The 17,661-nt window shown below is 71.9% G+C and carries 16 protein-coding genes; 7 read left to right on the forward strand and 9 right to left on the reverse strand.

The annotated features are described in order from the left end of the window. Positions 1–105: 105 nt before the first annotated feature. Positions 106–237 (forward strand): morphogenic membrane protein MmpB, encoded by a 132-nt coding sequence (gene mmpB, locus ACZ49B_RS06495; RefSeq protein ID WP_267882133.1) that lies wholly within the window; start codon positions 106–108, stop codon positions 235–237. A gap of 90 nt (positions 238–327) precedes the next feature. Continuing rightward, positions 328–945, forward strand: a complete 618-nt coding sequence (locus tag ACZ49B_RS06500; RefSeq protein WP_468301044.1) for a Maf family protein — start codon at positions 328–330, stop codon at positions 943–945. Here ACZ49B_RS06500 and ACZ49B_RS06505 read toward each other — a convergent pair. Beyond that, positions 926–1,432 (reverse strand): hypothetical protein, encoded by a 507-nt coding sequence (locus ACZ49B_RS06505; RefSeq protein WP_468301046.1) that lies wholly within the window; start codon positions 1,430–1,432, stop codon positions 926–928. The genes ACZ49B_RS06500 and ACZ49B_RS06505 overlap by 20 nt on opposite strands. Before the next feature lie 393 nt (positions 1,433–1,825). Here ACZ49B_RS06505 and ACZ49B_RS06510 point away from each other — a divergent pair, with 393 nt between their 5' ends. Further along, the gene (locus ACZ49B_RS06510; RefSeq protein WP_468301049.1) at positions 1,826–3,580 is read left to right on the forward strand and encodes an acetyl/propionyl/methylcrotonyl-CoA carboxylase subunit alpha; all 1,755 of its coding nucleotides are present in this window, start codon (positions 1,826–1,828) and stop codon (positions 3,578–3,580) included. 222 nt (positions 3,581–3,802) lie between these two features. Here ACZ49B_RS06510 and ACZ49B_RS06515 read toward each other — a convergent pair whose 3' ends face one another. Both ACZ49B_RS06515 and ACZ49B_RS06520 read right to left on the reverse strand, forming a co-directional pair. Continuing rightward, the gene (locus ACZ49B_RS06515) at positions 3,803–4,717 is read right to left on the reverse strand and encodes a DeoR/GlpR family DNA-binding transcription regulator (RefSeq protein ID WP_468301561.1); all 915 of its coding nucleotides are present in this window, start codon (positions 4,715–4,717) and stop codon (positions 3,803–3,805) included. A 211-nt stretch (positions 4,718–4,928) separates the two neighbouring features. Next, entirely contained in the window at positions 4,929–6,368 is a 1,440-nt protein-coding gene (locus ACZ49B_RS06520) for an NAD(P)H-quinone dehydrogenase (protein WP_468301052.1), read from the reverse strand. A 196-nt stretch (positions 6,369–6,564) separates the two neighbouring features. Between ACZ49B_RS06520 and ACZ49B_RS06525 the strand changes: the two genes are divergently transcribed. From ACZ49B_RS06525 to ACZ49B_RS06535, 3 genes are all read left to right on the forward strand, one after another. Beyond that, positions 6,565–7,002 (forward strand): gamma-glutamylcyclotransferase family protein, encoded by a 438-nt coding sequence (locus ACZ49B_RS06525; protein ID WP_053786320.1) that lies wholly within the window; start codon positions 6,565–6,567, stop codon positions 7,000–7,002. A gap of 104 nt (positions 7,003–7,106) precedes the next feature. After that, a complete protein-coding gene (locus ACZ49B_RS06530) occupies positions 7,107–7,913 on the forward strand; it encodes a purine-nucleoside phosphorylase (RefSeq protein WP_399245177.1) in 807 nt (268 codons plus the stop codon). Positions 7,914–7,978: 65 nt separating this feature from the next. Beyond that, positions 7,979–9,634: a phospho-sugar mutase gene (locus tag ACZ49B_RS06535; RefSeq protein WP_468301057.1), complete on the forward strand. Its 1,656-nt coding sequence runs from the start codon at positions 7,979–7,981 to the stop codon at positions 9,632–9,634. A gap of 1,038 nt (positions 9,635–10,672) precedes the next feature. On the opposite strand, the gene ACZ49B_RS06540 is transcribed toward ACZ49B_RS06535, so the two are convergent. Genes ACZ49B_RS06540 through afsQ1 form a run of 3 tightly spaced genes read right to left on the reverse strand, consistent with a single transcriptional unit; the run spans position 10,673 to position 13,426 of the window. Further along, positions 10,673–11,284, reverse strand: a complete 612-nt coding sequence (locus ACZ49B_RS06540) for a hypothetical protein (RefSeq protein ID WP_468301059.1) — start codon at positions 11,282–11,284, stop codon at positions 10,673–10,675. Then, positions 11,268–12,695 carry a sensor histidine kinase gene (locus ACZ49B_RS06545; RefSeq protein ID WP_468301564.1) on the reverse strand — a complete coding sequence of 476 codons (1,428 nt, stop codon included), beginning with the start codon at positions 12,693–12,695 and terminating at the stop codon, positions 11,268–11,270. Before ACZ49B_RS06545 ends, ACZ49B_RS06540 begins: the two co-directional genes overlap by 17 nt. A 53-nt stretch (positions 12,696–12,748) precedes the next feature. Continuing rightward, on the reverse strand, positions 12,749–13,426 hold the full coding sequence (gene afsQ1 / locus ACZ49B_RS06550; RefSeq protein WP_030290789.1) for a two-component system response regulator AfsQ1: 678 nt from the start codon (positions 13,424–13,426) through the stop codon (positions 12,749–12,751). 178 nt (positions 13,427–13,604) lie between these two features. Between afsQ1 and ACZ49B_RS06555 the strand changes: the two genes are divergently transcribed. Then, positions 13,605–14,309, forward strand: a complete 705-nt coding sequence (locus ACZ49B_RS06555; RefSeq protein ID WP_468301063.1) for a SigE family RNA polymerase sigma factor — start codon at positions 13,605–13,607, stop codon at positions 14,307–14,309. A gap of 154 nt (positions 14,310–14,463) precedes the next feature. Here the strand turns inward: ACZ49B_RS06555 and ACZ49B_RS06560 are convergent, their stop codons facing one another. Genes ACZ49B_RS06560 through pgsB form a run of 3 tightly spaced genes read right to left on the reverse strand, consistent with a single transcriptional unit; the run spans position 14,464 to position 17,659 of the window. Beyond that, positions 14,464–15,534, reverse strand: a complete 1,071-nt coding sequence (locus ACZ49B_RS06560; RefSeq protein ID WP_468301066.1) for a C40 family peptidase — start codon at positions 15,532–15,534, stop codon at positions 14,464–14,466. A gap of 41 nt (positions 15,535–15,575) precedes the next feature. Further along, positions 15,576–16,058 carry a poly-gamma-glutamate biosynthesis protein PgsC/CapC gene (locus ACZ49B_RS06565; RefSeq protein ID WP_030009641.1) on the reverse strand — a complete coding sequence of 161 codons (483 nt, stop codon included), beginning with the start codon at positions 16,056–16,058 and terminating at the stop codon, positions 15,576–15,578. Further along, the gene (pgsB, locus tag ACZ49B_RS06570) at positions 16,055–17,659 is read right to left on the reverse strand and encodes a poly-gamma-glutamate synthase PgsB (protein ID WP_468301069.1); all 1,605 of its coding nucleotides are present in this window, start codon (positions 17,657–17,659) and stop codon (positions 16,055–16,057) included. The genes ACZ49B_RS06565 and pgsB overlap by 4 nt, the downstream gene beginning before the upstream one ends. Positions 17,660–17,661: the final 2 nt, after the last annotated feature.

Below are 17,661 nucleotides of genomic sequence, written 5' to 3' on the forward strand. Positions count from 1 at the left end.
CTCTATGGGCGTCCTGCGTGCGCGAGTACCTCCGCCCGCGTACATCTCGCCCCCCCCCCCCCCCCCCCCCCCCCCCGCTCCGGTCTCCGGGGCCAGGATCGAGGCATGCTCTGGTCAGACCCGAAGAACGAGCCGCCGAAGGACATGCGCGACGTGCAGGCCATGGTCCGGCGGATGACCCTGGTGGTCGTCCTCGCGATGGTGGTGGTCGTGTACGTGCTGGGCGTGGGCTTCTAGGCGTGGGCTTCCAGGCCGGGCTTCCGGGCGGGACTTCCGGGGTGTCCCGGCGCGGGCCGGGCTCCGGATTCCCGCCCCTACGATGGCGGCATGACTGCTGCTGCCCAGGCCCCGGCCCACGCCCTCGTCCTCGCCTCCGCCTCACCCGCCCGGCTCAACCTGCTGCGGCAGGCCGGGCTGGCCCCGCACGTGATCGTCAGCAACTTCGACGAGGACGCGCTCAGTGCGGAGACGCCGGCCGAACTGGCGCTGGCGCTGGCCGAGGCCAAGGCGGGCGTCGTGGCGGCCCTGGACGAGGCCGCGGGCGCCCTGGTGATCGGCTGCGACTCGGTGCTGGAGCTGGACGGCGAGGCGCTCGGCAAGCCGGCGGACGCCGAGGAGGCGACCGCCCGCTGGAAGTCGATGCGCGGGCGGGCCGGCGTACTGCGCACCGGGCACTGCGTGATCGACACGGCGACGGGGCGTCAGGTCTCGGCGACGGCGTCCACGACGGTCCGGTTCGGCGAGCCGACGGACGCGGAGGTGGCGGCGTACGTGGCGAGCGGCGAGCCGCTGCACGTGGCCGGGGCGTTCACCCTGGACGGGCTGTCGGCGCCGTTCATCGAGGGCATCGACGGCGACCCCGGGAACGTCATCGGGCTGTCGATGCCGCTGCTGCGCTCCCTGCTGGCCGAATTGGGCGTGTCCATCACGGATTTGTGGGCTTGAGCTCCCCGAAGGGCGGAGGCGGGGTGTCCTGGACGTCCCGCCCGTCCTGGCCGTCCGGGGTGCCCTGGGTGCCTCCTGAGGGCGTCCCGGCCCCGCCCTGGGCCGCGTAGAGCACCAGGGTCAGGACGAGCAGGCAGAGGATCAGCATCAGCACCGCGAAGGCGCCCCAGCCGACCAGGCCGACGGCGAGGGCGCCGAGCAGCCCGTGGGTGACGGCGGCGGTGACGAGCACGATGCGGGCGAAGGTGCCGGGGGCCCGGTCGCGTACGGCCGCCACGGCGAGCAGTACGGCAGACACGAGCAGGAAGGCGCCGATGCCGGCCCCCATCCCGTACGTCGCCAGGGACATGACATCCGGATCCATGCCCGCGATGGACATCGACTGGTTGTGGGTGGTCCGGCCGAGCACGAAGTGGACGAGAACGAGCACCGCCGCCTCGGCGACGAGCACGATCGCGGCCAGCCCGGCCACGAGTCTGCGCAGCACGACGCCCACGATCCACCCCTCCCCACACGTCCCCGGCCACAAGCCTGTTCGACGCCTGGAGGCTACTAACGGGTAAACGTACGGACAAGGGGTCCGGGCAGCTTCGTTACGCGAAGGGCCCCCGAGGCGCGGACACGCAAAGAATGTGTGGGCCGTTCGTAGGGACTCGACAAAGAATCACATGGGGCCGCTGACCCGGCGGACAGAGACCTTGGATACGTGACGGGGTTACTGTGCAGTTGGGGATCCCCCTGACCTGGGGCGCCACAAGGGCTTTCCTCCTTGGAGGTGGACTCGAATCACACTGCGTGTGGGCAAGGTCACCACCAGGGAAGGGTCGAAACGCCGTGTGGGCTGTCCCTAAACTCAGCTTGTTTCAAGGAGGGAGCCATCGTGCGCAAGGTGCTCATCGCCAACCGTGGCGAAATCGCTGTCCGCGTTGCTCGGGCCTGCCGGGATGCCGGAATCGCAAGCGTAGCCGTCTACGCCGATCCGGACCGGGACGCTCTGCATGTCCGCGCGGCCGACGAAGCTTTCGCGTTGGGCGGTGACACCCCGGCCGCCAGCTACTTGGACATCTCCAAGGTCCTGCAGGCCGCAGCCGATTCCGGCGCGGACGCCATCCATCCCGGATACGGCTTCCTCTCCGAGAACGCCGACTTCGCGCAGGCCGTGCTCGACGCCGGCCTGACCTGGATCGGCCCGCCGCCGCAGGCCATCCGCGACCTGGGCGACAAGGTCGCCGCCCGGCACATCGCGCAGCGCGCCGGCGCCCCGCTGGTCGCCGGTACGCCGGACCCGGTCTCGGGCGCCGAGGAGGTCGTGGCGTTCGCCAAGGAGCACGGCCTGCCGATCGCGATCAAGGCCGCCTTCGGCGGCGGCGGTCGCGGCCTGAAGGTCGCCCGCACCCTCGAAGAGGTGCCGGAGCTCTACGACTCCGCCGTCCGCGAGGCCGTCGCCGCCTTCGGCCGCGGCGAGTGCTTCGTCGAGCGCTACCTCGACAAGCCGCGGCACGTCGAGACCCAGTGCCTGGCCGACAGCCACGGCAACGTGGTCGTCGTCTCCACGCGTGACTGCTCGCTGCAGCGCCGGCACCAGAAGCTGGTCGAGGAGGCCCCCGCGCCGTTCCTCTCCAAGGCCCAGAACGCGGAGCTGTACGCCGCGTCCAAGGCGATCCTGAAGGAAGCCGGCTACGTCGGCGCCGGCACCGTCGAGTTCCTCGTCGGCACCGACGGCACGATCTCCTTCCTCGAGGTCAACACCCGCCTCCAGGTCGAGCACCCGGTCACCGAAGAGGTCACCGGCATCGACCTGGTGCGCGAGATGTTCCGCATCGCCGACGGCGAGGAGCTCGGCTACGGCGACCCGGTGCTGCGCGGCCACTCGTTCGAGTTCCGCATCAACGGCGAGGACCCGGGCCGCGGCTTCCTGCCGGCCCCGGGCACGGTCACGAAGTTCGCCGCCCCGTCGGGCCCCGGTGTGCGCCTGGACGCGGGCGTCGAGTCCGGCTCGGTCATCGGCCCGGCCTGGGACTCCCTGCTGGCCAAGCTGATCGTCACCGGCGCCACCCGCGAGCAGGCGCTCCAGCGTGCCGCCCGCGCGCTGGCCGAGTTCGAGGTCGAGGGCATGGCCACGGCCATCCCGTTCCACCGCGCGGTCGTCGCCGATCCGGCGTTCACCTCGGACCCGTTCCGGGTGCACACCCGCTGGATCGAGACCGAGTTCGTCAACGAGATCCCGGCGTTCGCGGCTCCGGCTGCGGACGACGCCGAGGACGAGCCGGGCCGCGAGACGGTGGTCGTCGAGGTCGGCGGCAAGCGCCTCGAGGTCTCGCTGCCGTCCTCGCTGGGCATGACCCTGGCGCGCACGGCCGCTGCGGGCGGTGCCAAGCCGAAGCGCCGCGCGGCGAAGAAGTCCGGCCCGGCGGCCTCCGGCGACACCCTCGCGTCCCCGATGCAGGGCACGATCGTCAAGGTCGCGGTCGAGGAGGGCCAGCAGGTCAACGAGGGCGACCTGGTCGTCGTGCTCGAGGCCATGAAGATGGAGCAGCCGCTGAACGCGCACCGCTCCGGGACGATCGTCGGCCTGACGGCCGAGGTCGGCGCCAGCCTCACCTCCGGCGCCACCATCTGCGAGATCAAGGACTGACGTCCTTGACCGGGGTTCCCGGGGCTCGAGCCCCGGGGACCCCGTTTCTCACGAGCGGCGCCGCTCCGGCGGGCGCTGCCCCCGGAACCCCCGCGCGTCAAACGCCGGCGGGGCGGATCGTGCCGGCGGCCGCCAGGCACAACCCGGCCCCGCCGGCGTTTGACGCGCGGGGTCTGGGCGGAGCCCCGGCAACGGCGCCGCACCGGCAGGCCCAGACCGCGGCTAGCGACGCCTCATGTCCGCGACGCGGGGGCGGTCCCCGCCGGCAGCCTGCTCCAGCAGCGACGCGGGCGCGCTGCGCAGTTGGGCCGACGGCCCCCCACGCCTCTGCACCGGCAGCGGGGACTCCCTGCGCGGGCGCCGGCCCACCATCCCCTCACCACCGGAGGCCACGGCCCCGGCCACGGTGATCTGCACGCCCTGGTCGGCGAGCGCCTGCAGCTCCGTCGCCGCCCGGTCGTCGTGCGGCGGCGGCTCGTCCGTGACCAGACGGGTCATCACGTCCGTCGGCACGGTCTGGAACATGGTGTCGGTCCCGAGCTTCGTGTGGTCGGCCAGCACCACCACTTCCGCCGCGGCCTGCACCAGCGCCCGGTCCACGCTCGCGCTGAGCATGTTGGACGTGGACAGCCCGCGCTCGGCGGTCAGGCCGCTCCCGGAGAGGAAGGCCCGCGACACCCGCAGCCCCTGGAGGGACTGCTCGGCACCGCTGCCGACCAGCGCGTAGTTGGAGCCCCGCAGGGTCCCGCCGGTCATGACCACCTCCACCCGGTTCGCGTGGGCCAGAGCCTGCGCGACCAGCAGCGAGTTGGTGACGACGGTCAGTCCGGGCACCCGGGCGAGCCGGCGGGCCAGCTCCTGGGTCGTGGTGCCCGCGCCGACGACGACGGCCTCGCCTTCTTCGACAAGGCCGGCCGCTACGTCGGCAATGGCGGTCTTTTCCGCCGTCGCGAGATGGGACTTTTGCGGAAACCCGGACTCTCGCGTGAAACCGCCCGGCAAAACCGCACCGCCGTGTCGGCGGTCGAGGAGTCCTTCTGCCTCCAGCGCCCGCACGTCCCGCCGTACGGTCACTTCGGAGGTCTGGACGACGCGGGCGAGCTCCCGGAGCGATACCGCTCCGTTGGCCCGCACCATTTCGAGAATCAATTGGCGACGTTCTGCAGCGAACACGAAACTGACAGTAACCCCAACGACCGTCTTGTTTCAGCTCCTTGCGCCGGAATACCGAAGTTGTCCATAAAACAGGGCGACTAGTGGTATACGCGTCCGGTCGGTTGAGTGAACGTCTCTTCACTCCCCGGCGGCCCGCCCCAAGTCCCCTTGCGACGTGGGGCGGTTGCCGTTCTCACGCCTCGCCGGCGGCCTTCCGCGTGTGCAGCTGGCGCGCCACCTCGGCGATCGATCCCGACAGCGAGGGGTACACCGTGAACGCGTTTGCGATCTGCTCGACGGTCAGGTTGTTGTCGACGGCGATCGAGATGGGGTGGATCAGCTCGCTCGCGCGCGGCGACACGACCACGCCGCCCACCACGATCCCGGTGCCGGGGCGGCAGAACAGCTTCACGAAGCCGTCCCGGATGCCCTGCATCTTGGCGCGCGGGTTGCGCAGCAGCGGCAGCTTCACCACGCGGGCGTCGATCTTCCCGGCGTCCACGTCGGCCTGGGTGTAGCCGACGGTGGCGATCTCCGGGTCGGTGAAGACGTTCGAGGAGACCGTCTTGAGGTTCAGCGGGGCCACGGCGTCGCCGAGGAAGTGGTACATCGCGATGCGGCCCTGCATGGCGGCGACGGAGGCCAGCGCGAAGATGCCCGTCACGTCGCCGGCCGCGTACACGCCGGGCGCGGACGTACGGGAGACCTTGTCGGTCCAGATGTGGCCGGAGTCCTTGAGCCGGACCCCGGACTCCTCCAGGTTCATGTCCCTGGTGTTCGGGATCGCGCCGACCGCCATCAGGCAGTGCGTGCCGGTGATGACGCGGCCGTCGGAGAGGGTGACCTCGACCCGGTCGCCGACCCGCTTGGCGGACTCGGCGCGGGAGCGGCCGATGACGTTCATGCCGCGGCGGCGGAAGACGTCCTCGAGGACGGCGGCCGCGTCCGGGTCCTCGCCGGGCAGCACGCGGTCGCGGGAGGAGACCAGGGTCACCCGGGAGCCGAGGGCCTGGTACGCGCCGGCGAACTCGGCGCCGGTGACACCGGAGCCGACCACGATGAGCTCTTCGGGGAGCTCGTCCAGGTCGTAGACCTGGGTCCAGTTCAGGATCCGCTCGCCGTCGGGCATGGCGTCCGGGATCTCGCGGGGGTGGCCGCCGGTCGCGATCAGCACGGCGTCGGCCGTCAGGATCGTCTCGGTGCCGTCGGCGGCGGTGACGATGACGTCGCGCGTGCCGTCGATGCCCTGCGGGCCGCCGAGCTTGCCGCGGCCCCGTACGACACGGGCGCCGGCCCGGGTGACGGAGGCGGTGATGTCGTGCGACTGGGCGAGGGCGAGGCGCTTGACGCGCCGGTTCACCTTGCCGAGGTCGACGCCGACGACGCGCGCGGCCTGCTCCAGCGGCGGGGTGTCGTCGGCGACGACGATGCCGAGCTCCTCGTACGACGAGTCGAAGGTCGTCATGACCTCGGCGGTCGCGATGAGAGTCTTGGAGGGCACGCAGTCGGTGAGCACCGACGCGCCGCCCAGACCGTCGCAGTCGACGACGGTCACCTCCGCGCCGAGCTGGGCCCCCACGAGGGCCGCCTCATACCCGCCGGGTCCGCCGCCGATGATCACGATCCGGGTCACGAAAACTCCGCCTCACGTCTACCCGGCCGGCTGCCGCCCCGGCCGGGGCTTCCGGGGGGTCTCCCCGGGGGATGCATTCCGTGCCCCATTGTCCCGCACGCTTCAAGGTGCTTCTCCCCCGGTCCGGCCATCCGGGCGCCGTCCGGGCACCATCCGGGCACGCGGCCATCCCCGCCCCTCCCGTACCCTCGACCTCATGTCGCTCTACGCCGCGTACGCCGGCAACCTCGACCCGCGGCTGATGACGCGCCGCGCTCCGCATTCGCCGCTGCGCGGCACGGGCTGGATCAACGACTGGCGGCTGACCTTCGGCGGTGAGCAGATGGGGTGGGAGGGCGCCCTCGCCACGATCGTCGAGGCCCCGCGGCACCAGGTGTTCGTCGCCCTGTACGACATCGCTCCGCTGGACGAGGACTCCATGGACCGGTGGGAGGGTGTCGGGCTCGACATCTACCGCCGAATGCGGATCCGCGTCCACACGCTGGACGGCGAGGAGGCGGCGTGGTGCTACGTACTGAACGGGTACGAGGGCGGTCTGCCCTCGGCGCGCTACCTCGGTGAGATCGCCGACGCGGCCGAATCGGCGGGCGCGCCGCACGACTACGTGATGGAACTGCGCAAGCGGCCCTGCTGAGCGGTGGCCGGGGGACGTTTCGGTGGAAACGACAAGGCAACGATCCGAACACCGTGAGCTGCGCCATCTACGCGCGTAGGCAATGCTCGGTTACGCTCGTCTGCGTGAACGCATCTGTTACCGACCCCTTCGCCGACGCCACCGCCGCAGCCGCCCGCCTGCGTGAGCTGACCGGCGCCGAAACCCACGATGTCGCCCTCGTCATGGGCTCCGGCTGGGCCCCCGCCGCAGAGGCGCTGGGCGCGCCCGAGGCCGAGTTCCCCGTCACCGAGCTGCCCGGCTTCCCGCCGCCCGCGGTCGAGGGCCACGGCGGCAAGATCCGCTCGTACAAGATCGGCGACAAGCGTGCGCTGCTCTTCCTCGGCCGGACCCACTACTACGAGGGCCGCGGCGTCGCCGCCGTCGCCCACGGCGTGCGCACCGCCGTCGCCGCCGGCTGCAAGACCATCGTCCTCACCAACGGCTGCGGCGGTCTGCGCGAGGGCATGAAGCCCGGCCAGCCCGTCCTGATCAGCGACCACCTCAACCTGACGGCCGCCTCGCCGATCGTCGGCGCGAACTTCGTGGACCTGACCGACCTGTACTCGCCGCGCCTGCGCGCGATGTGCAAGGAGATCGACGAGACCCTCGAAGAGGGCGTCTACGTCCAGTTCCCCGGCCCGCACTACGAGACGCCGGCCGAGATCAACATGATCCGCGTCATGGGCGCCGACCTGGTCGGCATGTCCACGGTCCTCGAGGCGATCGCCGCCCGCGAGGCCGGCGCCGAGGTGCTCGGCATCTCCCTGGTCACCAACCTGGCGGCGGGCCTCTCCGGCGAGCCGCTGAACCACGAAGAGGTGCTCCAGGCCGGCCGTGACTCGGCCGCCCGCATGGGCAAGCTGCTGACCCAGGTCCTCGCCCGCATCTGAGGCACCGGCACCGTACGAGAAACGACCGTACGAGAAACGACCGTACGAGAGACAAGGCGGAAGTAGTGCAGGAACAGGACGACCTGATCACCCGGGCCCAGGCCTGGCTGGCGGAGGACCCGGACCCGGAGACGGCGGCCGAGCTCGCCAAGATCATCGAGGCCGGTGACACCACCGACCTCGCGGACCGGTTCTCCGGCACCCTCCAGTTCGGCACCGCCGGACTGCGCGGCGAGATCGGCGCGGGCCCGATGCGGATGAACCGCTCGGTGGTCATCCGGGCCGCGGCGGGCCTCGCGGCCTACCTGAAGGCCCAGGGCCACGCCGGCGGCCTGGTCGTCGTCGGCTACGACGCGCGGTACAAGTCGGCGGACTTCGCCCGCGACACCGCCGCCGTCATGACCGGCGCGGGCCTGCGCGCGGCCGTCCTGCCCCGCCCCCTGCCGACGCCCGTCCTCGCGTACGCCATACGGCACCTGGGTGCCGTCGCCGGCGTCGAGGTGACCGCGAGCCACAACCCGCCCCGGGACAACGGCTACAAGGTCTACCTCGGCGACGGCTCGCAGATCGTGTCCCCGGCGGACGTCGAGATCGCGGCGGAGATCGGGCGCGTGGAGACCCTCGCCTCGGTCCCCCGTCCGGAGTCCGGCTGGGAGGACCTCGGCGACGAGGTCCTGGAGGCCTACCTGGCCCGTACGGACGCCGTCCTGACCCCCGGCTCGCCCCGGGGCGTGCGCACCGTCTACACGGCCATGCACGGCGTCGGCAAGGACGTCGTCCTGGCCGCCTTCGCCCGCGCCGGCTTCCCGGAGCCGGTCCTCGTGGCCGAGCAGGCTGAGCCGGACCCGGCCTTCCCGACGGTGGCCTTCCCCAACCCGGAGGAGCCGGGGGCCATGGACCTGGCCTTCGCCAAGGCCGCCGAGGCCGAGCCGGACATCGTGATCGCGAACGACCCGGACGCGGACCGCTGCGCGGTGGCCGTCCCGGACGACGCTTCGGCGACCGGGTGGCGCATGCTCCGCGGCGACGAGGTCGGTGCGCTGCTGGCGGCCCACCTGGTCCACAAGGGCGCGCAGGGCGTCTTCGCGGAGTCGATCGTGTCGTCCTCCCTCCTGGGCCGGATCGCGGAGGCGGCGGGCGTCGGCTACGAGGAGACCCTCACGGGCTTCAAGTGGATCGCCCGCGTCGAGGGCCTGCGCTACGGCTACGAGGAGGCGCTCGGCTACTGCGTGGACCCCGAGGGCGTCCGCGACAAGGACGGCATCACCGCCGCCCTGCTGGTCGCGGAGCTGGCCTCGGAGCTCAAGGAGCAGGGCCGCACGCTGAGCGATCTGCTGGACGACCTGGCGATGGAGCACGGCCTGCACGCCACCGACCAGCTGTCGGTCCGCGTCTCGGATCTCTCGGTCATCGCCTCGGCGATGGCTGCGCTGCGGGCGGAGCCGCCGGTGTCGCTGGCGGGCCTGCGGGTCTCCTCGGCGGAGGACCTGAACCGGGGCACTGCGACGCTGCCGCCCACGGACGGGCTGCGCTACTACCTCGAGGGCGACTACAAGGCCCGGGTGATCGTGCGGCCGTCGGGCACGGAGCCGAAGCTGAAGTGCTACCTGGAGGTCGTGGTCCCGGTGGCGGACGCCGCGGACCTCGCCCCGGCCCGTACCCGCGGCCAGGAGATCCTGGACGCGATCAAGAAGGACCTGTCGGCAGCCGCGGGCATCTGATCCCTCACGCGCCGCTGCGCCGGACTCCGTCCGTCGGGTGCAGTCCAGGGGCTTCGGCCCCTGCCGGGCCCCGGTCCGTCCACCGGGGCCCGGCCCTCGGCCCCCTGAGCTCCGGCTCGGGGGGCCGTCGCCGTTTCGGGGGTGCGTACGTCGCTTCGGGGGTGCGTGCTTCGTTTCCGGGGTGCGTACGTCGTTTCGGGGTGCGTACGTCGTTTCCGGGGTGCGTACGTCGTTTCCGGGGTGCGTACGTCGTTTCCGGGGTGCGCACGTCGTCTGCGGCGCGGGCCGGCCGTCTCCCCTCGAGGTGCCGGGCTCGGTCCGGGTTGCGTGTCCCCCGGGTGCGGGTCCGGGGGTGGGGAGCCGTAGCCCCCTGGCCCGTATCGGAGTGGGTTCGGGGGCTTCCCGTCAGTCCCATCGTCCTTCCGGTTCGTGCCGGCCCGTCAAGGGCGCTCACTTCGTTCGCGTCGCTGCGCGATCGCCTTCGGCGACCCTTGACCGACCGACCCGCCCCGGAAAGACAAGGACTGCCGGGAAACCCCCGAAAGGAACGGCACGGTCCATCGTCGGGGGGACGCCGTGTCAGAGACCAGGCGAGGGGCCGGTCTCCGGCACGCCGGGCAGCCGGGCCTTCAGACCCCCAGATCCCGGACCAGGGCGCGGCTACCCGCACCTGACGGCGACCAGAGCCCCCTCCGGGCCACCCAAGCGCGTCAGATCGCTACGCGCTCCTCTGGTCTTGGCGTCCGTCGGCCGTCTGGGGCGTGCCCGCCGGTCACATCGACGCTTCTGAATCGGCCGTCGCCATCGCCCCGACCACGATCAGCCCTGGAAGGGCATCGGAGCCGTGCCCCTTCCGGCGCCATGGCCCCGCAGGGACCTTGGCGCCGCTCAGGGCCGGGCAGGGGCCGAAGCCCCCGGCCCGCACCCGCCGGTCGGAGGCCGGCGCAGCGGCGCGAAGCCGGGGAGGCGCCCCGGCGCCGAGCCGCGCGAGCGGCGCGTCGAGAAGGAGAGCGGCGCGTCGAGAAGGAGAGCCGCGCGTCAAGAAGGAGTGGGCGTCGGGCGGACCAGTTCGCCCAGGGTGGGGACCGATTCGGGGCGGGAGCGGACCGCTTCCGTGCACTCCCACGCCCGCGGCGGATCCGCGTCCGGGCCGCCGAGGACCACCGGGCCCGGGCCCGCCGAGACGGCCTCGCTGCCCGCCAGCGTGCACACCACCTGCGACAGCGCGACCGGCGGCAGGTCCTCCGGCTTGCGGCTGAGGCGGATCGTGCCCGCCGGATCGCCCGGGCGGGCCGGCGCGACCGTCAGCCCGTCGGGGACGGACGTCGTGAAGCCCGCGTCCCGCTCCTCCGCCGACGGCTCCCGCTCCAGTGCCTCCAGGAGTGCCTCGGCGACCAGCACCACGGGGTCGCGTACCGGCTTCTTCTCCGGCACCGGCACCACCCGTTCCACGCCGACCAGCTGCGATCCGCACACCAGCTCCACCGTGGCCCGGAAGCCCTGTACCCCGGTCTGCAGTTCGGGGGTGTCGCACGACACCCGCGAAGGCGCGGGGCCGACGTCCACCGGCACCGTCGTCGCCCTGATCCCGCATCCGGACACCAGGCCCGACACCAGCAGGAGCACTGCCGCCCTACGCGTCCGCGTCACCGGCGATCACCTTCCCCACGTCCATCGGCAGCCGCAGCGTGAACAGCGCGCCGCCCTCCGGCCCGTTGGCGGCGGTGATGTCACCGCCGTGGATGTGCGCGTTCTCCACGGCGATCGACAGGCCGAGCCCGCTGCCGTCCGACTTCGGCCGCGAGGCGCTCGCCTTGTAGAAACGGTCGAAGACGTGCGGCAGCACCTCCTCCGGGATGCCCGGCCCGTTGTCCTGGACCGCGATGACCAGCCACTCGCCCTCGACGACCACCGAGACCCGCACCGGCGAGCCGCCGTGCTTGAGCGCGTTGCCGATCAGGTTGGCGAGGATGACGTCGAGCCGGCGCGGGTCGAGCCGCGCCACGATGCCGCGCTCGGCGTCGAGTTCGACCGCGTCGAGCCACGCCCGCGCGTCGATGCACGCCGTCACCTGGTCGGCGACGTCCACGTCGTCGAGCACGAGCCGGGCCGTCCCCGCGTCGAAGCGGGTGACCTCCATCAGGTTCTCCACCAGGATGTTCAGCCGCCGGGTCTCGCTGACGACCAGCGCGACCGCCGGTGCGATCATCGGATCGAGGTCTTCGACCTCTTCCTCCAGCACCTCGGCGACCGCCGTCAACGCCGTCAGCGGAGTGCGCAGTTCGTGCGACATGTCCGCGACGAAGCGCCGGCTCGACTCCTCCCGGGCGCTCATGTCGGCGACCTTCTTCTCCAGCGCCTCGGCCGTCTTGTTGAACGTGTGCGAGAGATCGGCCAGTTCGTCGGTCCCCGACACCTCCAGCCGGGTGTCCAGCTCGCCCTCGCCCAGGCGCCGCGCCGCGTCCCCCAGCCGTTGTACGGGCTTGAGCACGGTCCGGGCCGCGGCCTGCGCCAGCAGCGCCGACCCGAGCAGCGCGAGACCCGTGGCGATGGTCAGCGACCAGCCCAGCGCGTTCAGGTCGTCCCGCTCCTGCGCCAGGGACTTGTACATGTAGCCGGTCGGCCCGCCGCCCACGATCCGCGTCCCGCCGACCAGGTACGGATTGCCGCGCGGCTTCGTCCGCTGCCAGTACACGTGGTACTCGGAGTCGTTGGCCGCCGTCGCCTTCTGCCGGTCGTTCACCGCACGCTGCAGCGAGGCCGGTACGTCGTCCAGTCCGAAGGAGTCGGGACCTGCCGCGCCGAACACCTTGCGGCCGCCCCGCTCGTCGACCAGCAGCACGCTGTAGCCGGGGCTGCTGCCCGCCATCAGCTCGGCGGTGCGCTGCATCTCCTCGGGCGTCGGGTCGGCGGGCAGCGCCGCGGCCCGGTTCTGCATCTCCTGGCGGAAGTCGCCGAGGGCCGCGTCCTGGGTACGGGTGAGCACCGCCTCGCGGTTGAGCCAGTACGCGATGCCGGACGCGGAGACCGCGGCCACCAGCGCGACCAGGCAGAACACCATCAGGAGCCGCAGCCGCAGGCTGGTCCAGCGCCGGCCCGCGAACAGAGCTTTGATCACTGCGGCGAGTCCAGCCGGTATCCGACACCGCGGACGGTCCGGATGAGGGTGGGCGAGGACGGCACTTCCTCGACCTTGGCGCGCAGCCGCTGCACGCAGGCGTCCACGAGCCGGGAGTCGCCGAGGTAGTCGTGCTCCCAGACCAGCCGCAGCAGCTGCTGCCGGGAGAGCGCCTGCCCGGGTCGGCGGCTGAGCTCCAGCAGCAGCCGCAGCTCGGTCGGCGTCAGCTGGAGGTCCTCGCCGTTCTTCGTGACCGTCATCGCGGCCCGGTCGATGACCAGGGACCCGAAGACGGCGGAGTCGGTGGCCTCCCGTTCCCCGCGGCGCAGCACGGCCCGGATCCGGGCGTCGAGCACCCGGCCCTGGACGGGCTTGACGACGTAGTCGTCGGCGCCGGACTCCAGGCCCACCACCACGTCGATGTCGTCACTGCGCGCGGTGAGCAGGATGATCGGCAGCTGGTCGGTGCGGCGGATCCGCCGGCACACCTCGAAACCGTCGATCCCGGGCAGCATCACGTCCAGCACGATCAGGTCCGGCCGCTGCTCGCGCAGCAGTTTCAGGCCGTCCTCGCCCGTCGCCGCGGTGGCCACACGGTGGCCCTGGCGAGTCAGGGAGAGTTCGAGGGCCGTGCGGATGGCGTCGTCGTCCTCGATCAGCAACAGGAAAGGCACGGGCTCATTCTGTCCCATCGACCGTTCGGAGTTCGACCGCCGGGTGCACGGGATCACACGGGGGTCGCTGTGACAGGCCTGTGACAGTCGGCGGACACCCCGGTTAAGTCGGCCGGGCAGTCTTCTACCAACGAAACCGAGCAGGATCCGAAGCAGACTCCACGACGGGGGGCGCGAGATGAACACGCTGCACAGCACCACCACCAGCGCGGTTGTCACGCGGCTGCACGATGTGAACCGCCGGGCAGGTGTCCGGTCGGTGACGGTCGCCCGTCCGCGGCCGGCGCACACGGTGGCCATCGACGCGAACACGTACCGGTCTTCCGTCGCGGAGCAGCACACGCCCGAGCTCTCCTCCACCTCGGAGGCCGAGTTCACGGCGTACGTCCAGGAGCGGCGGGCCGCCCTGTACGCGACGGCCTTCCACCTGACCGGTGACCGTTACGAGGCCGAGGACCTGCTGCAGAGCGCGCTGTTCTCCACGTACCGCGCCTGGGACCGGATCAGCGACAAGGCGGCCGTCGGCGGGTACCTGCGGCGCACGATGACGAACCTGCACATCAGCGCGTGGCGCCGGCGGAAGCTGAACGAGTACCCGACCGAGGAGCTCCCGGAGACGGCCTCGGACACGGACGCGATGCGGGGTACGGAGCTGCGCGCGGTGCTGTGGCAGGCACTGGCCCGCATTCCGGAGCCGCAGCGCACGATGCTGGTGCTGCGCTACTACGAGGGCCGTACGGACCCGGAGATCGCGGAGATCCTGGGCATCAGCGTCGGCACCGTGAAGTCGAGCATCTGGCGGTCGCTGCGGCGCCTGCGGGACGACGAGGTGCTGAGCTTCGGCCGCGACGAGGCGGAGTCCTTCGAGGAGCTCGTCGCGTAACGCGGCACACCACAGACCATGGGCCAGGGGGCCCGTCCTACGGGGGTGGGACGGGGGCCTGCGGGGGGAGAGGGCGGGATCAGGCGGCCGGGGGTCCGCATGGTCCCGCCTTCTCGTATGTCCGGCGCGCCTGCGGGCCGCACGGGCGGTCGGGTCAAAGGCGCTTGGCGCTGCGCAGGGCGGCGGCGTAGTAGCCGTTGCCGTCGAGGCGGGAGGCGCCGCCCTTGTCGCCGATGGTGGGGCCGTTGGCCTCTTCGCGGCTCGACATGAAGATCTTGTGCCCGTCGGTGTCGTTGCCGAGGTACATGCCGACGTGGTCCAGGCGGTCGCCGGTGCGCCCGTCGAGTTTGAAGAACACCAGGTCGCCCGGCTGGAGGACGTCGACGGAGGCCGGCCGGCCCTGCGGGCCGACGTCCTTGAGGGCCAGGATGTCCACGCCGGCCTTCGAGCGGGCCATTCCGTTGGCGGTGCGCGGCAGTCCGTTGCCGCCGGTGTCGGAGGCCATCAGCGGGAAGCGGCCGCGGTAGCCGAATACCGTGCGGATGAAGCCGGAGCAGTCCAGGGCCCGGTGCTTGGCCTTCTCCGGCTGTTCCGTGGTGCCGTTGCGGAAGGTGTACGGGATACCGAGGTAGTCGTAGAAGTCCGACTGCTCCAGGCGGAGGTCGTTGCCCACGGAGCCGTTCGGGTTGAGCGGCCCGAAGGCCGCGTCGCCCGCGTACTGGACGCCGGCCGCGTCCTTCTTGACCGGTGCCTGGTCCGCGTACTGGAAGGCGATGGCGAAGAGGTCGTCCTCCTCGCTCCCGTAGTACTTCTTGAACCAGTCCTGGAACCACTGCTCGCGCTCCGCGCCGCTGCGCCAGCTCTCCGGCAGCAGGCGGACCCAGTTGTCGGTGACGACGCGGGTCCGGGTGGTGGCCGGCTCGGTGAAGGTACGGCTCTTGCCGGTGAGCGACGCGGTGCGCGCGCCGTCCGTGAAGGTGGCGAGGACGGCGCCGTCCGCGCCCCTCAGGACCGAGCGCTCCGGGTTCTTCAACCGGTCCCACTTCTGGGCGCCCTCCTGGGCGCCGCCCTGGTGCGCCTGGTCGGTGACGCGCAGCACCGCGGGGGCCTTGGCCTGCTCTTCCTTGCGCAGCTCGTAGGTGAAGTACGCGCTGCCGGCCAGCAGGAGCAGCACGACGGCGGCGTGCAGGACGGGATGGGTGCGGCGGGCGGGCTTGGCGGTCATCGGTGCGCTCCGGGCGGTGCGGGTGATCGGGCTGGCGTCGGTCAGGCGTGCGGCATGAAGCCGAGCAGGATGCCCGAGGTCAGGACGACGTACGTCATGAGGGTCGCGGAGCCGGTGGCGAGCAGCGTGGCGCCCTTGGGCTGGCGGACGAGCTGGTAGGCGATCAGTCCGGGGACGATGAAGCCGAGGGTCTGGTTCGCGTACAGCAGGGGGAACTTCATCTGGAGCACGATGACCACCGTGGCCTGGAGGAGCACTCCGATGAGGACGACGGCCGCGAACAGGCGCTTGCCGTAGAGGATGACGAACTTCTGGGTGACGAGGGTGAGCGCGTACGTCAGGGCGGTGATGCCGACGACGAGCGCGGCGCGCTGCAGGTCCTCGATGAGGGTGAGCGCGAGCCAGCCGGGGGTGATCATGCCGCCGGGCGAGAGGTTCGTCGTCAGGTAGCACAGCAGGGAGAACAGCAGGCCCAGCGCGATGCCGATCGCGGCGATCTCGGGGGTGAGGACTGCGGGGATCAACGGGGGTCTCCTGGGCTCTGCCACTGCGGGTTCGGGTGGGGCTCGTACGGGTGGGGCGGCCAGGGCGGCTGCTGCTCGTGCGGCTGCTGCTGCGGGTAGGGGGCCTGCTGCCACTGCCCGTGCGGCTGCTGTTGCGGGTGGGGGCCTTGGTGCCACTGCCCGTGCGGCTGCTGCGGGTACGGGCCCTGCCCCTCGTACGGCGGTCGGCCCTGGGGGGCGGGCAGAGCGTGTCCCTGCGGCGGGTGGACGTACTGCCGCGGCACGGGGGGCTGCGCGAACCGGGCCTCCTGGGCGGGGGTGAGTTCGGCGTACGGGTCGAGGTGCGGCACGTACAGCGGCTGCGCGGGGGCGGTCCGCCGGGGCACGGCGGGCTCGTGGTCCGGGGCGGCCCCGCGGGGCTCCTCCCGGTCGGGCTCGTCCTCGAAGCCGGGGAGTTCCGCCAGGTGTTCCAGGAGGATCTCGCCCTGGCCGTGGATGTTGCCGATGGCGACCAGCGAGGAGCTCTCGCCCAGATGGCCGAGCAGCTCGTTCATGAACTCCTCGCCGTCGCGCTGGTCGCCGCCGAGGTCGACGGCGCGCCCGCGCCACTCGGCCGGGATCGCGTCGATGGCGCTCTTGGCCGGGTGCCCGATGACGAAGACCTTGTCGGGCATCAGGTCCGGGACGATCGCGCCCATCTGGCCGTTGCGCTCGACGCGGTCGGGGCGGCAGTTGATCACGACGTTGAGGGGGCGGTCGACGGCGCCGAGGTCGAGGAGCTGGTTGATGTTCATCAGCGTCGACTCGGGGTCGTTCGCGGCGAAGACGTTGGCGAAGCGCACCCGCTTGCCGCCGGGGGCCACGTACCGCTCGACGGAGAGCACCCCGGGGTCCGGCGGGGCGTCGTACATCCCCTGGAGGGCGGTTTCGCGGTCGATGCCGAGGAGGTCGGCGACGGTGAGCGCGATGGCGACGTTCTCCTTGAAGGTGAACCAGCTGAAGCCGCGCAGCTCATCGTCGCTGACCGTGTCGGGGTCGGCGTAGACGAGCGTGCAGTTCCTCGCGTCGGCCTCCTCCTGGAGCACGTGGAAGCGCTCCTTCTCGGCGGTGACACAGATTCCGCCGTGCGGCATCGAGCGCGACAGGGAGCGCGCGATGTCGTCGAGGGTGGGTCCCATCTCGGCGACGTGGTCCTCGCGGACGTTGCACAGCACGCCGATGGTCGACTGGATCAGCTTCGACTGGTTGATCTCCTGAAGTGCGGGCATGACCGCCATGCACTCCATGACCAGTGCGTGCGGCCGGTAGGCGGCGGCGCGCCGGACGATGCCGATCTGCTCGACGACGTTGGCGATGCCGAACTTCCGGTAGACGGGCTCCTCGGTGGCGTCGGGGTGGATGAAGCGGGCCGCGGTGCCGGTGGTCTTGGCGACGGTCAGCAGCCCGCCGCCGCGCAGGGCGCCCGCGCACAGCCGGGTGATGGAACTCTTGCCGCGGATGCCGTTGACCAGCACCCGGTTCGGTATCTGCGCGAGGTTGGCGTAGTGCCTGCGCTGCTCGACGACGCCCGCGACGAGCATGACCAGGCAGCAGAAGAGCAGCACGCAGTAGAGGAAGAGCACGG

It is taken from the genome of Streptomyces sp. NPDC031132 (assembly GCF_055570595.1).